The sequence below is a fragment of the Bellilinea caldifistulae genome, from assembly GCF_001306055.1.
GTDB classification, from domain to species: domain Bacteria; phylum Chloroflexota; class Anaerolineae; order Anaerolineales; family Anaerolineaceae; genus Bellilinea; species Bellilinea caldifistulae.
In genome coordinates, this window is sequence record NZ_LGHJ01000010.1 from 152850 (window position 1) to 166505 (window position 13656).

Genomic DNA, 13656 nt, shown 5'->3' on the forward strand with positions numbered 1-13656 from the left:
AATGAAAAATAAACCTAATATTCGAAATCGTTATGTTTTAATGGGCGATTTAGCGCTGATTGTCCTTTCGGTATTCGGTGCGCTGATTCTTCGTTTTGAATTGGGAAGCCTCTTTTTTGCTTACCTGCCGTTTGGTTACTGGATGATTGCTGTTGCGCTGGTCATCAAACCAATTGTATATTACTTGTTTGGTTTGTACCGGCGGATGTGGATGTATGCCAGTGTTGAGGAATTAAAACTTATCGTTATTGCCGTAACAACTGCTTCCATCATGGTAGCAGTGGTCATGCTGATTCTCTTCACCCGTGGTTTTCTACCAGGCTACCTGCGCTCGGTCTTTGTGATTGACTGGCTGCTTTCACTGGCGATGGTTGGAGGGTTGCGCTTCGCTTTTCGTTTTCTGGCGGAGACACGTCGCCGTTTTGGAGAGATGCAGGCTGGCAGGGTAAAACGAGTCCTGATCGTAGGTGCTGGGGATGCAGGCGCTCTGGTGGTAAAGGAGTTGCAGAAGAATCCCCAGTTAAATCTGATCCCGGTTGGCTTTCTGGATGATAACCCAACCAAACAAAAACAGCAGATTCACGGTGTGCCAGTTGTGGGCACCATCAATGATATGACGCGCTGGTTGGAAAAACTGCGGGTAGATGAGGTCATCATTGCGATACCCAGTGCGCCGGGGCGAGTAGTCAGGATGGTTGCCGATATTGCTCGCCTAAAGGGGATTCCTTTCCGCACCATGCCGGGAATTTATGAATTGTTGGGTGGTAAGGTCAGTGTCAGCCGTTTAAGAGAGGTGGATATTACCGACCTGTTACGTCGCCAGCCAACCCGTATCAAAGAAGAATGGATTGGTGAAGTTTTAGCAGATAAAATCGTACTGGTGACGGGGGCTGGCGGTTCCATTGGGCGGGAATTGTGCCGGCAGATTGCGCGCTACAACCCGGCTGAGCTGATTATGCTGGGCCACGGAGAAAACAGTATTTTTGAAGGACTTTTGGAACTGAAAGACCACTTTCCAACACTGACGATTCGCCCGGTGATTGCCGATGTGCGCGATCGAATGCGGCTTAATCAGGTTTTCAGCCAGTATCATCCGCAAATTGTTTTCCATGCAGCGGCTCACAAACATGTCTCGTTGATGGAAGTCAATGTGGAAGAAGCCGTTACCAATAACATCCTTGGTACCAAAAATCTGGTGGATTTAGCCATCCAGCACCGCGTGGAACGGCTGGTGATGATTTCCTCGGATAAGGCAGTCCGTCCGGCGAATGTGATGGGCGCTACCAAGCGGGTGGCAGAGATGCTGGTGATTGACGCGGCTTTACGAACGGGAATGGCCTTTTCGGTTGTGCGTTTTGGAAATGTGTTGGGAAGCCGTGGCAGCGTTGTGCCGATTTTTAAGCAGCAAATTGCTCGCGGAGGGCCAGTCACTATCACCCACCCGGATATGAAGCGTTATTTCATGACCATCCCTGAAGCCGTTTATCTTGTTCTGCAGGCTGCCGGAATGAGTAAAGGTGCTGAAACCTTTGTGTTAAATATGGGACAACAGGTGCGTATTCTGGATCTGGCGGAAGATTTAATCCGTCTCTCCGGTCTGGAACCTGGAAAGGACATTGAAATTGTATTTACCGGTGTGCGGCCGGGGGAAAAGTTGAGCGAAGATCTGTGGGACGAGGGTTTTCAATTCCTCTCGACCGAACATCCCGATATCTTCCGTTCCCAAAACACCGAACCGCTCAGCAGTGAGCGGCTGGCCGAATTTGTGGATGAACTGGTCAATCTGGCCCGTGAAGGATCAAGCGAAGAGATTATTCACCTGCTCGATCAGTTTATTCCCGGAGCGGTTATTCAAAGCACACCCCCACCGGAGATCACTTCAATTATCTGATGGCTGTATTGGATGCGGCTCAGTGGAGTACATTGCTGAAACAATTTCCCTCGGCACATTTACTGCAAACCGCCGAATGGGGTGAGTTCAAGGCCGCCTTTGGCTGGCAGCCACTAAGGCTGGTCAGTGGCTCTGCCGCCGCGCAAGTTTTATTCCGTCGTTTACCGCTTGGTCTGACCATTGCTTATCTCCCGAAAGGTCCGTTAGGCTCCGATTGGGCGAATTTGCTGGCGGAAGTGGACGAACATTGTCGCCGCCAAAGGGCTATCTTCCTGAAAGTTGAGCCGGACTGCTGGGAGGATGAGCCGGACTTTACCCATTTGCGGAATTACTTTACTGGCTGGTTTGAGTCAAGGCCAGTTCAACCCCGACGCACGGTTGAGATCAGTTTAGCGGGCAACGAAGAGGACTGGTTGAACCGGATGAAACAAAAGACCCGCTATAATATCCGCCTTGCGCAGCGCAAAGAGGTGGTTGTTGAAAATTCAACTGACGTGAACCTGTTTTATCGAATGATGGTCACGACGGGCGAGCGAGATGGATTTGGGGTTCACTCGCCAGATTATTATCAAAGGGTTTTTGATTCGTTTGCGCCAAAGGGGATGTGTGTGTTGTTATTGGCAAAGTATCAAAACACGCCGCTGGCGGGGTTGATGATATTCGCCTTTGGCCAGCGGGCCTGGTATTTTTATGGAGCTTCCAGCAACGAGGAACGTCATCGGATGCCAGCTTATTTATTGCAATGGGAAGCAATGCGTTGGGCAGCTTCTCGCGGTTGTACGGTTTATGATCTGTGGGGCATCCCGGATGAGGATGAAGAAGTATTAGAAAGCCAGTTCTCGACACGAGAAGATGGCTTGTGGGGTGTTTATCGCTTCAAGCGTGGTTTTGGGGGAAGAGTACGTCGTAGTGTCGGCGCATGGGATCGGGTCTACCAACCGCTTCTGTATGCACTTTATCAGCAGTTTATTGCCCGGCGGCGAATAGAAGGGTAGGAAGATGGGGTTCTGTTTTCAGTGCGGTTCAGAATTGATTCGGTCATGGATGGAAAACCGGCAGCGCGAGGTTTGCCGGCGTTGTGGATGGGTTCACTATCCGCAGTTGAAGGTCAGCGCCGCGGCAATGGTGCTGGAGGAAAATCGGTTGTTACTGGTCAAGCGGGCAACGCCGCCGTGGCAGGGCTGCTGGTATTTACCTGCCGGTTACGTGGAAGCCGATGAAGACCCGGCCCACGCTGCCGAAAGGGAACTTTTGGAAGAAACCGGCTTGCTTGCTTGTGCGGGCGCTTTACATGGCGCCTATTTTTTTGACGATGATCCGCGCGGCAACGGTTTATTGCTGGTTTATCATATGCGCCTTACCGGTGGAAGTTTGAACCTCAATGACGAGACCGACCAGGCTGGCTTTTTTGAGATGAATCGACTACCTTCTCCCTTAACCGGCGCCGGTCATGACCGGGCGATTGCCGAATGGGTAGCGATGACGAAAACTGATCGGGGGTTACAGAAATGGAATTAGACCAGTGGAACGATTTGCTTCTTGACCTGCCAGCAGCTCACATTTTACAAACCCGTCAATGGGCTGAGGTGAAGGCCAATTATGGCTGGACGCCTTACCCAAAAGTCTGGCGGGATGAGGCCGGTAAGGTCCAGGCGGCTGCGCTGATTCTGGAACGTAGCCTGCGATTGGGGTGGTTTACCGCGGGGCTGCGGGTGATGTATGTCCCGCGCGGCCCTTTGATGGATTGGAAGGACGAACTTTGGCGCACCCGGGTGATTAGCGACCTGGAGAAAATAGCCCGTCGGCGGGGCGCCATTTTTCTCAAAATAGATCCGGAGGTCGTCATTGGTAAGGGCATTCCCCAGACGGAAGATGCGCTGGAAGACTCGCTCGGACGAGGCGTGATGAATTGGCTCAGGCAGCGTCGGTGGCGTTTTTCCACAGAGCAAATTCAATTTCGCAATACGGTCTGGCTGGACTTAGCCGGTTCGGAGGAAGACTGGCTGGCGCGAATGAAGCAAAAGACCCGTTACAATTTGAGGCTGGCTCAGCGTAAAGGTGTGACGGTTAGACTGGGAAGTATTCAGGATTTGCCGCTGCTATATCGAATGTATGCTGAAACCTCCCTGCGGGATGGCTTTACGATTCGCAGCGAAGCTTATTACCTGACGGTTTGGCAAAAATTTTTGGAAGCCGGCATGGCCGAAGTGCTGCTTGCGGAGGTTGAAGGAGAGGTAGTTGCCGGTCTGATATTGTTCTTCTTCGCTGGCCGGGCGTGGTATCTGTATGGAATGTCACGCAACCTCCATCGGGACAAGATGCCGAATTATCCTCTTCAATGGGAAGCAATGCGCCGAGCCAAAGCCCACGGCTGTCAGATTTACGATTTATGGGGTGCTCCGGATGAATTTATTGAACAGGATCGCATGTGGGGTGTGTTTCGTTTCAAGCAGGGTTTGGGCGGGGAGGTGATTCGCACGATTGGTGCCTGGGATTACCCGGCCCGACCGCTATTGTATGTGCTTTATATGCAAATTTTGCCTCGTTTGCTGGAATGGATGCGCCAGCGTGGGCAGCAGCAGACTCGCAAGGAGGTTGGGGTATGATGCCGCGGATTCGGATTGCTCATCTACCAACGCCGATTGAGCCATTACCTCGACTCGGTGCGGTGCTGGGCGGGATTAAACTGTGGGTTAAACGGGATGACCTGACCGGTTTGGCGGGTGGTGGCAACAAAATCCGTAAACTGGAATATGTGCTGGCTGAAGCTCAAGCCAATGGTGCGCGCACCCTCATCACGGTTGGGGCGGTACAGTCCAATCATTGCCGGCAAACCGCGGCGCTGGCAGCCCGTTATGGCTTGGGGTGCATTTTAATCCTTTCGGGCGAGAAGGAAGTTTCGCCTTCCGGAAATTTACTTTTGGACCGCCTGTTTGGCGCAGATATCATCTTTTGTGGGGCCGAAGCACGCGATCAAGTTATTCAAAAGGTATTTGAGGAAACATGGTCGGCTGGAAAAAGACCTTTTTTGATACCGCTTGGTGCTTCCACTCCCATTGGGACGGTAGGTTATTTGACCGCATTTGAGGAATTCTTAGCCCAGGAAGTAGATGTGGATTGGATTGTGGTGGCATCCTCTTCGGCGGGAACTCAGGCCGGGCTGGTGCTGGGAGCTTTGAAAACAAGATGGAAGGGCAAGATTTTGGGCATCAGTATTGACCAGCCGGCAGCCGATTTGCAGCAGCGCGTGGCTGGCCTGGTTAATGAGACGGCAGAACGAATTGATTTGAAGGTGCGCTGTCGGCCTGAAGAGGTCATGGTCAATGATGAATATCTGGGAAAAGGTTATGGTATACCTTCTCCGCAGGAAATCGAAGCCATCCGTCTGTTTGCGCGTTATGAAGGATTGCTGCTGGACCCCGTGTATACAGGCCGGGCGGCGGCAGGATTACTGGATCTGATCCGCAAGGGCTTTTTCAAACCGCAGGATCGTATCCTGTTCTGGCATACCGGCGGCACACCGGCTTTGTTCGCTGAGCGGTACCGTTCTTTATTGGGTGGATAATCAGCCTCAGGGCTTGATTGGCGGGCGCCAGGCTGCTCCAAAATCAAAGTCCTTGTCGGTTGTCAGGCGGACGAGGTTGGCGCCGTTAATGGTCATCAGGTAGATATCGTGGTTGCGGCCATCCGGCCAACCCTCAAAAGCAAGCCAATTGCCATCAGGAGATATGCTTACCTGAGCAACTGGGCCCGGATCGGTCTGACCACGAGGTGGAATACGGGCTGCCCGGGTGGTAAAGCGGTCCTCGTAGCGTAAGGCAAACAAATTGGGAATGCCGTCCGATTTTAGCTGACTGAACAGAATAATCGTTCCATCCGGAACCCATTTCGGCCAAAGGTCATTGACTTCACCGCTCAACGAAAAGCGGTTCTGGAATTGACCGCTGTCGGACATGACCCAGATTTGTCCATAAACCAATTCCCGAACATAGGCAATTTGGGTACCACTTGGCGACCAGGCCGGTTGCTTTTCGGTATATCGTTCACTGGTCAATTGTTTCAGGCTGCTATCTAAAAAGTTGTAGAGATAAATATCGGGGTTGCCGGCACGGGTAGAGGTAAATGCAAGTCGGTTACCATCCGGTGACCACGCCGGATCGTAGTCCGAAGCCGGGCTGGCAGGCAAAGGCAGAGGGATTGGGTCGCTGTTCGTAGTCAGATCAAGCGTGTAGATTTTGGCATTCTCGTACTGATCACGCCGGCCAGCACATGGCGAGATGAATGCCAGTTTCTGCCCATCGGGTGACCAGGTGGGCTGACAGGCACCGTCCGGCATATTAGTGAGTGGACGCTGCTGAGTTCCATCAGCATTCATCAGCCAGATTTGCATCACTCCCGTGCGATTGGAAGCAAATGCAATTTGCCCGCTTCCGCCAAACGCGGTGGGTGTAGGGCTGAAGGTGATGGTGGGAGTGGGAGTCTCGGTAGGTTCGGGTGTGGGGGTTGAAGTTGGAGAGGGGGAAGGGGTCTCAGTGGGTGTGGTTGAAGGGGGTAAAACAAAACCGATGGGCTGGGTAGTGGCTGCTACACTGATAAACAGGGTCGGGGAAGGCAAAGCGGGGAACAAGGCGCTGCGCAGTGCCATAGGAACCCCCGGTTCAATGATGAAGAAGATGGTAAGCACACTGGCCAGCAGGAGGGAAACCGGCAGCAAGCCATTATTCCGCCTTCGACGGGCAACCGGTTTAGAGGTGCGCCTTTTTAACATTGGATCCATCACCGCAATCGGCTGTGATTCGCCCTCTACAGATCGGATGACCTCGCTGGAGGGAAGTAGATTTTCAAGCGGCGGGGGGGTCACAGTGATCTGGCTGATCGGCGGACGGTCAATTTCGCTGGCGTTGAGCAGCGCTTGCTTAAATTCCAATGCGCTTTGATAGCGATCTTGCGGATCCACTTCCAGGGCTTTTTCGATGACAACTGCCAGCTTGCGAGAAGTTTTTGGGGCAAATTCCCGCACAGGGGTCAATTCTGCTTTACCGGTCGCGCGGGACAAGCCATCTTCTGGAATTGTGCCGGTAAGACAGGCATACAGGGTCGCACCAAGCGAGTAGATGTCGGTACGGGCGTCGGTCGGGGCTGTGCCGTATTGTTCTGGAGGGGAGTAGCCGGGTGTCATGGCTCTGGCCCCGGTGGTCGTTTGCTGGTTGCCGCTCATCACCTTTGCCAGGCCAAAATCCACGAGTGCAATTTGTCCTTCCGGGGTGATTTTGATGTTTCCGGGTTTAATATCGCGATGGATGATGGGGGGCGTACGGGTGTGGAGGTAATGCAGCGCATCACAAATGGCTACCCCAATCAAGATAACCTCATCTTCCGGCAGGGTTCCTAACCGTTCAATACGCTGGCGTAAATCTTCCCCGTCTATATAATCCATAATCAGGTACTGCCCCTGACCTGGAATCGTAAAATAATCTCCCACGCGGGGCAGGTTGGGGTGTCTTAAACTGGCGAGGATGTTGGCTTCACGTTGAAACTGGCGGGCATATTCATCCGTCAGAAACAGATTCTCCTTGACGGCAACCGCAATGCCCAAATTTTCATCCATCGCCTGATAGACGGAACCCATCCCACCCTGACCGAGGATGGAGACGATCCGGTAGCGGTTATTGAGCAGAGTACCTGGAGCAAGCGGCATTAATGTTTATTCTACCTAAATTAAAAATCGGCGACAACGAATTCAGGGATGGGTTTTCATAAATGAAAGGTGAGTTTGTTGGGCGGGTTACAGTCATGCTATAATCACCGGTAGTGGCTCTGCCGAACAGGAATTCACCATGAATCTGGACATTCGCACCGCTGTTCAAACCACTTTTCTTCTTTTGCTGCTGGGTGTACTGATCAGCATCTTTACCGGTGTACGTACCATTCAATCCGGTAAACGACTCTTATACTTCCGCAAGCGTCGCGAAATGGTTTCGCGTGGCTGGCGGTTTATCTTCACGGCAGTATTGCTCGGTGGATTTGCCTTCGCAGTCAACCGTTACGCCGAACCGGTGGCTTACCAGATCTTTCCGCCTTCGCCGACAATTACTTTGACGCCTACGATTACCCTCACACCGACGATCTCTCTTACCCCAACCATTACTTTGACGCCGACCCTCACCGAAACCCCGTTGGAATCACCAACCCCGATTCTGCCGGATGCAATTGCAGCCCAAATCGAAACGACCATTACCCCAAATCCGGAGGCGGTTTTCAGCCGGGTGGTCATTGCCAAACAGATTGATAAGGATTTTCAACCGGTCAATCCGCAAACCGAATTCCAAAATCCCGTGGGAAAGTTATATGCCACGTTCAGCTATGACAAAATGACAACTGGTGGGCAGTGGTCGGTCCTGTGGGTGCGAATGACCGATAATAAAATCTTGTGTTTTCTGACCGAACCATGGACAGGCAGTACTGGTGGTTATGGATATTCAGAATGTGAACCGCCTGCTGGCGAATGGCTGCCGGGAGATTATGAAGTCCAGATTTTTGTCGGTTTACAGTGGAAATCGTTTGGCAGGTTTACCGTGGTGGGTGAACCGCCCACACCAACTGCGACCGCCACACCCTCGCGAACCCCTTCCCCAACACCTACGGCAAGCGGGACACCAACCCCGACCTTTACCCGTACCATTACCTTGACTCTGACCCCCACCCAAACCCGTACGGTTACTTTAACCCCTACTGCGTCACGGACACCGACCATCACCATGACGCCAACTGTAACGCGAACACCGCGTCCCACCGACACACGCTGGCCAACTTACACGCCGGTCAGATAATTGCAGGCTAAACCCGGGGTGCGGGGTTGCTCATTTCCGAAAGAGACCGGGCAATCTCTGCTGCCAGACGGCCATTGTTCAACAACAGTGCCAGATTAGCCTGCATACTGGCCCCGCCCGTGAGTTGATTGACTTTTTCCAGCAAATAGGGAGTTACAGCCGACCCACGAATGCCCAATTGTTCCGCTTCCTGCACGGCTTGGTGGATGATGTTTTCGATTGCATCTGCTGGAAGGGCTTTTTCAGCAGGCGGAGGATTTGCTACCAGGATGGCAGAATGAACGCCGGCTCCCCAATGAGCCAGCGCTACCTGAGCAATTTCTGCGGCGTTCTGGCAGACAAGGTTGACCTTCAGGCCGGATTTTCGGGAGTAGAAGGCCGGGAATTCATCACTTTGGTAACCAATTACTGGCACACCAAAGGTTTCCAGCACTTCCAGCGTGGCGGGCAAGTCAAGAATGGCTTTCGCTCCAGCGCAAACCACAATCAGTGGCGTGATGCTCAATTCGTGAAGGTCAGCCGAAACATCGAAAGGGGCGTTGCGGTGCACGCCCCCAATGCCTCCGGTGGCAAATACCCGAATACCCGCCTGATGAGCGGCAAAAAGTGTCCCGGCAACCGTTGTTCCACCGGATTCGCCGCGCGCCAGGGCAATTCCAAAATCTCGGCGGCTGATTTTTCGGACATGCTTCATTTTTGCAAGCCGTTCGATTTCGGGGGCGGTTAAACCGACCCGAATTTTTCCATCTAACACGGCAATCGTGGCCGGTTCGGCGTTTTGGAGGCGGATGGTCTCTTCCATGTGGAGTGCCAGTTGCTGATTGTGGGGGTAGGGTAATCCGTGCGTGATCACCGCCGATTCCAGCGCAACAACTGGTTTGCCGGAAAAGAGGGCTTTTCGAACGGGGTTCGCAATTTCAAGGAAGTTGGCGGAGTTCATTTAGATGATCAATCGGTCGTACAGAAGTTCCAGTGACAGGTTGGGGACGACCGCACCGGTATGCGTCAGCGTCAGAGAAGCGGCGGTAACCCCCAGGCGGACCGCTTCGTCAATATCCATGTCGTTCAAAATACCAAAGAGGGTTGTGGCGGTCAGAGCATCCCCTGCGCCAATGCTATCAACAATCCGGGTTAATACCGCTGGAATGTGCCCGGAGGTTTGCGAAGTGGCATAACAAACGCCACCTTCTCCAATGGGAATCACGGCAATTTCGACGCCTAAACGAACGAACTCACGGGCGGCGGCTAATGCGCTGGACACGTCATTCACCACAATCCGGTTATACAAGAGAGCCGAGGCTTCGCTGCGATTGGCATTCAGCAGAAAGAGCCGTGAAAGATGATTTTCGAAGCGTTTTGCCAGCGGCGTGGAGGTGGCATCCGCACAAACCGGAATGTTGTGACGTTTTGCCAGTGAAAAAACTGTCCTGAGGGTGGCCGGGGCAAGATTGGCATCCACAAAGACGAGGGCAGATTTGGCGAATAAATCTGCTAAGGAACGCAGGTAAGCCGACGAAATATGACGGAGAATGGACATGTCGTCCAATCCGTAGTAAAGATTTCCGTTTTCGTCCAGAATTGCGATGTACGCTGCGGTGCTGGCATCGCTGACTTGCAAACAGTGACTGACTTCAACACCAGCGGATGCGGTATGCTGGAGAAGTTGTGAACCAAGATCGTCTTTGCCGACTGCCGATATCAGCGTAACCGGTTGGCCTAAACGGGCAAGATTTTCCGCCACGTTGCGGGCGACGCCCCCAAAGGATGTGCGGACGTGGGCTGGGTTGGAAGTACCGGGTTCGGGTACACCGATGGGCTGGCCTAACACATCCAGACTGGCGGCTCCAATGATAAGTACCCGTTTATCGGGATGCAAACTGTCCAGGTACATACGGAATTTGTCCTTTTCGGCTGGCGAGATGGGATGGATTATTTTTTATTCTACCAGACAATCTTCGCCTTCTCACAGAAAAGTTGCTCCGCTGCCGGAAAGATAATTTTCCAAAGCGGTGTGAAGGCATTGTCTGGCTGTGAGCAATCTGGAGGGAATGGCTTTACCCTGGGCGGTCATCTCGGCAATGATTTTGCTGACCTGGATTTCAAAATAGCGGACTATCTCGTAGTAAATCTGGTCGGGCTGGTAACCCTGTTGGGTGAGTTGAGCAATGGAGAGGAAAATATCCTGCTGGATAATTCGCTGATAGGTTTGTAAGCGGGCCTGATTACGGATTTCTTCCAGGACACGCGGGCTGGAACGGGTCATGTTTTCGCTGGTCAAACGCCAGGCCTCAATGTGTTGATCCAGTAGAATCGGGTGGGTTGTGTTCCATGTGCCCACGTTAATCCATTCCAGCCGTAATCCGCGTTGACGGGCTGCCAGCGGGAATTCCTGAGTAAAACTTTTGAAAAAGTTACTCAATTGCGGGCGGGGAATAAAGGAGGGGGGCGTCAGCGGTTGAGGCATTTGGGGGGAGTAAATGAAACGCAGGGGGCGGCGCAACGGTTGGCCATAAGCCAACCGGTGGATGGTGCTTTCCAGGGCAACCTGTCGGCGGATTTCGGGTTCTCCAACGGCCGAGAGAATCTCGCTCATCGTGTGATCCTGGATAAAGCGCAATAAATGATCTTCAACCAGTTCGGTCATTGCGTGGGTCCAATGTTCCCCCACCTGTTGATAGGTGAGCCAGTAGAGATCACGCAGATGTGCCGGGTAAGGATTGTTCAGGGGAGTGTTTCCACTTTGTCGCCAGATGCTGAACAGCAGGTTGACATCCTGAATTTCGATTTTGATGCCATCCTTTGTCCGTCCGATGATTTTCTCATAATGAAAGGTATGATCGCGCACGTCAATGATGCGGCGCAGCCGTTCGAAGCCCTGCAAGGTGCGATCTTTTTTACTCATCCCGGCACGGATGAAATGAGGATTACCGTCCAATCGCTCGAAGATCACCGCAAATTCCGGATTGGGTTTTACGATCCCCGGCCCGCCGATTTGGATGAAAGGCGATTTGCGCTGCTCGGCCGATAATTTTTCCTCTTTTATCTCAAGAGTCTGATATTTGGGAATGGCAAATGCAGATTGAAGGATGAAACGGCGTGAAACAGAGGTATTGGCAATTTCATAAATATCGGCCTGGTATAGAGCGGCAAATTCCAACGCCAGCAAGAATGGCAGACCAATTGCCGCAGTCATCAATAAAACATCCAGTGAAAAGAAGGTGTTCCCCAATGCCGAAAACAAATATTGAATCGGCGTCAAATCGCGGGGTACCACTGCCGGCACCAGCAAGCCTAGAAGCGCCGTTCCCAGTTGACCAATTGGATGACGGGCGGCCGTGTAGAAAAGAATGGTGGCGAAAAAAAGGATCGCCACGAACAGCCCGCGCAGGGTGGAGGTGGTTTGATCGAGTTGCAGTGTACGGCTGATCAGCCGTTCAAACCAACGCTGAATTTGGTCAAAGGAAAAGTCAAACGATGAGCGGGAAGATGACGTCATGGGTTGTCTTCTGGGGTGGACATTTCTACCAGTTGGGTTAATTGCTCAATTTCCTGCTGCATTCTGGTTTGTGCCTGCGGGTTTCGTTCAAGGATGGTTCGAATGGAGTGCATAATGGTATGGAAAGTCCGTTTGACCGAAAGTACCTGTCCGGAACAGGTTTCTGCCAGAGGTGAAACTGCTTCGCTAAAAAAGTTGCGTACGGCCTGTTCCTGACTCTCGCGGGTGATGTACTGCCGCTGGGTTTCGATCATTTCTTTTTCTTTTCTTGCCTGATTGAGCCAGGAGGTCTGCCAGCGTTTGATCAGGTCTTTTTCCACTTCTTCCGGCATTTCCAGATCGCGGATTTCCACTTTCAGAACGCGGATGCCGCGTTCCTGTAACATTTGATACTCCAGCGAGGGAACCTGTTGACCGGTTGGTTTTCCGAATAGATCCAATTCGTCTGCCAGAGGTTGAGTTAACCTCTGGTGAATGATGGAGTGGATGGTTTGCAGGGCAGTGGGTTGATCAGTGCGGCTATGGAATAATTCATCCAGCCGGAAACGGGAGAGGGTTTCTTTCCATATGTCTGCTGCCAGGCGGGGAGGCAGCCAGCGCCAGTCATTCAATCGGTCAGGGGTGTCTTCCGGAAGGTTGGCATCTACATTGCGGCGCAAGATGGCCTTCTCCACCGAAGAAGGCCGATACCCGTACTGACTCCCGCCTTCTCCTGGCTGGGCGTCAATTTTGAAGTGAACGATTATTTTGGGAACAAGCTCGATGTTATCACGCGTCAAGGCGCGAGTCTCCATGCGCTGTCGCTGTTGAACTTCCAGGCGGGCCGGTTGATCATCGCTTATCCCTGTCGGTGATCCTGCCGAGAGAAACGGCCCGATTTTCCCTTTCTGAATGCGTAAATCCACAACGGCTTTATCGCCTTCCAGATATTCTTTCCGCTCTGTGAAAGTAATACCCGGGCCGATGGCACGATTGAAACGGTCGTCTTTTCTCAAAACCGCCGCGCTTGCGCTGTCTAAAATTACCACGCCCGGCCCTTCTTTTTTGATTTCTCCCTTACGCTGCCGGATTTTGCCGTTTTCGATGAAAATAGCCGGGCCGTGTCCTCCCTGAATGTACAAAAGCAGTCGCTGGTAAATGCGCCAGCGGTCTTCCAGTTTGCGGACAGGCAGGACGAATTGAGAGAAGAAAAAAAGCCAGAAAAACAGACCCAGCAGACAGATCACACCGGATAAAAAAAGCTGCCCAAACCCGGCCACAAAACCGCCCGGTACCCGGCTGATATACCAGATGGCTAATATGCCGGTCAGGGTAAGGGAAATCAGGATCACTCGGTAGCGGGAACGGAATAATGCTCGCATATAAACCCTGCCTGTAATTCATTTTATATCACAAACCAATTTTCGGTATGATAGAATCAAACGGAAATCGGATTGCTC

The 13656-nt window shown here is 52.4% G+C and carries 11 protein-coding genes; 6 read left to right on the forward strand and 5 right to left on the reverse strand.

The genetic code is table 11. The features are described 5' to 3' along the window. Window position 1: 1 nt before the first annotated feature. Genes AC812_RS04385 through AC812_RS04405 form a run of 5 tightly spaced genes read left to right on the forward strand, consistent with a single transcriptional unit; the run spans window position 2 to window position 5456 of the window. Window positions 2–1891 carry a polysaccharide biosynthesis protein gene (locus AC812_RS04385; protein WP_061914791.1) on the forward strand — a complete coding sequence of 630 codons (1890 nt, stop codon included), beginning with the start codon at window positions 2–4 and terminating at the stop codon, window positions 1889–1891. After that, window positions 1891–2886 (forward strand): lipid II:glycine glycyltransferase FemX, encoded by a 996-nt coding sequence (locus tag AC812_RS04390; RefSeq protein ID WP_061914794.1) that lies wholly within the window; start codon window positions 1891–1893, stop codon window positions 2884–2886. The genes AC812_RS04385 and AC812_RS04390 overlap by 1 nt, the downstream gene beginning before the upstream one ends. A 4-nt stretch (window positions 2887–2890) precedes the next feature. Further along, window positions 2891–3409 (forward strand): NUDIX hydrolase, encoded by a 519-nt coding sequence (locus tag AC812_RS04395; protein ID WP_061914797.1) that lies wholly within the window; start codon window positions 2891–2893, stop codon window positions 3407–3409. Then, complete coding sequence (locus tag AC812_RS04400) at window positions 3400–4497, forward strand: lipid II:glycine glycyltransferase FemX (protein WP_061914800.1); 1098 nt, start codon at window positions 3400–3402, stop codon at window positions 4495–4497. The genes AC812_RS04395 and AC812_RS04400 overlap by 10 nt, the downstream gene beginning before the upstream one ends. Then, window positions 4494–5456 (forward strand): D-cysteine desulfhydrase family protein, encoded by a 963-nt coding sequence (locus tag AC812_RS04405; RefSeq protein WP_061914803.1) that lies wholly within the window; start codon window positions 4494–4496, stop codon window positions 5454–5456. Before AC812_RS04400 ends, AC812_RS04405 begins: the two co-directional genes overlap by 4 nt. 6 nt (window positions 5457–5462) lie before the next feature. On the opposite strand, the gene AC812_RS04410 is transcribed toward AC812_RS04405, so the two are convergent. Continuing rightward, entirely contained in the window at window positions 5463–7589 is a 2127-nt protein-coding gene (locus tag AC812_RS04410; RefSeq protein WP_061914806.1) for a WD40 repeat domain-containing serine/threonine protein kinase, read from the reverse strand. 139 nt (window positions 7590–7728) lie between these two features. On the opposite strand from AC812_RS04410, the gene AC812_RS17475 reads away from it, so the two are divergent. Continuing rightward, a complete protein-coding gene (locus AC812_RS17475; RefSeq protein ID WP_061914808.1) occupies window positions 7729–8721 on the forward strand; it encodes a hypothetical protein in 993 nt (330 codons plus the stop codon). Window positions 8722–8728: 7 nt separating this feature from the next. Here the strand turns inward: AC812_RS17475 and AC812_RS04420 are convergent, their stop codons facing one another. The 4 genes from AC812_RS04420 to AC812_RS04435 all read right to left on the reverse strand — a co-directional run bounded on the left by AC812_RS04420 (window position 8729) and on the right by AC812_RS04435 (window position 13578). Then, window positions 8729–9661, reverse strand: coding sequence for a pseudouridine-5'-phosphate glycosidase (locus tag AC812_RS04420; protein WP_061914810.1), 933 nt, complete (start codon window positions 9659–9661; stop codon window positions 8729–8731). Beyond that, on the reverse strand, window positions 9662–10612 hold the full coding sequence (locus tag AC812_RS04425) for a carbohydrate kinase family protein (protein ID WP_061914812.1): 951 nt from the start codon (window positions 10610–10612) through the stop codon (window positions 9662–9664). Between the two features lie 72 nt (window positions 10613–10684). Continuing rightward, window positions 10685–12217: a hypothetical protein gene (locus tag AC812_RS04430; RefSeq protein WP_061914814.1), complete on the reverse strand. Its 1533-nt coding sequence runs from the start codon at window positions 12215–12217 to the stop codon at window positions 10685–10687. Continuing rightward, the gene (locus AC812_RS04435) at window positions 12214–13578 is read right to left on the reverse strand and encodes a hypothetical protein (RefSeq protein WP_061914816.1); all 1365 of its coding nucleotides are present in this window, start codon (window positions 13576–13578) and stop codon (window positions 12214–12216) included. The genes AC812_RS04430 and AC812_RS04435 overlap by 4 nt, the downstream gene beginning before the upstream one ends. Window positions 13579–13656: the final 78 nt, after the last annotated feature.

Bases quoted from the DNA above. Each gene is read 5' to 3' on its own strand.
- AC812_RS04385 (WP_061914791.1), top strand. From the start codon at position 2: ATGAAAAATAAACCTAATATTCGAAATCGTTATGTTTTAATGGGCGAT.
- AC812_RS04390 (WP_061914794.1), top strand. From the start codon at position 1,891: ATGGCTGTATTGGATGCGGCTCAGTGGAGTACATTGCTGAAACAATTT.
- AC812_RS04395 (WP_061914797.1), top strand. From the start codon at position 2,891: ATGGGGTTCTGTTTTCAGTGCGGTTCAGAATTGATTCGGTCATGGATG.
- AC812_RS04400 (WP_061914800.1), top strand. From the start codon at position 3,400: ATGGAATTAGACCAGTGGAACGATTTGCTTCTTGACCTGCCAGCAGCT.
- AC812_RS04405 (WP_061914803.1), top strand. From the start codon at position 4,494: ATGATGCCGCGGATTCGGATTGCTCATCTACCAACGCCGATTGAGCCA.
- AC812_RS04410 (WP_061914806.1), bottom strand. From the start codon at position 7,589: ATGCCGCTTGCTCCAGGTACTCTGCTCAATAACCGCTACCGGATCGTC.
- AC812_RS17475 (WP_061914808.1), top strand. From the start codon at position 7,729: ATGAATCTGGACATTCGCACCGCTGTTCAAACCACTTTTCTTCTTTTG.
- AC812_RS04420 (WP_061914810.1), bottom strand. From the start codon at position 9,661: ATGAACTCCGCCAACTTCCTTGAAATTGCGAACCCCGTTCGAAAAGCC.
- AC812_RS04425 (WP_061914812.1), bottom strand. From the start codon at position 10,612: ATGTACCTGGACAGTTTGCATCCCGATAAACGGGTACTTATCATTGGA.
- AC812_RS04430 (WP_061914814.1), bottom strand. From the start codon at position 12,217: ATGACGTCATCTTCCCGCTCATCGTTTGACTTTTCCTTTGACCAAATT.
- AC812_RS04435 (WP_061914816.1), bottom strand. From the start codon at position 13,578: ATGCGAGCATTATTCCGTTCCCGCTACCGAGTGATCCTGATTTCCCTT.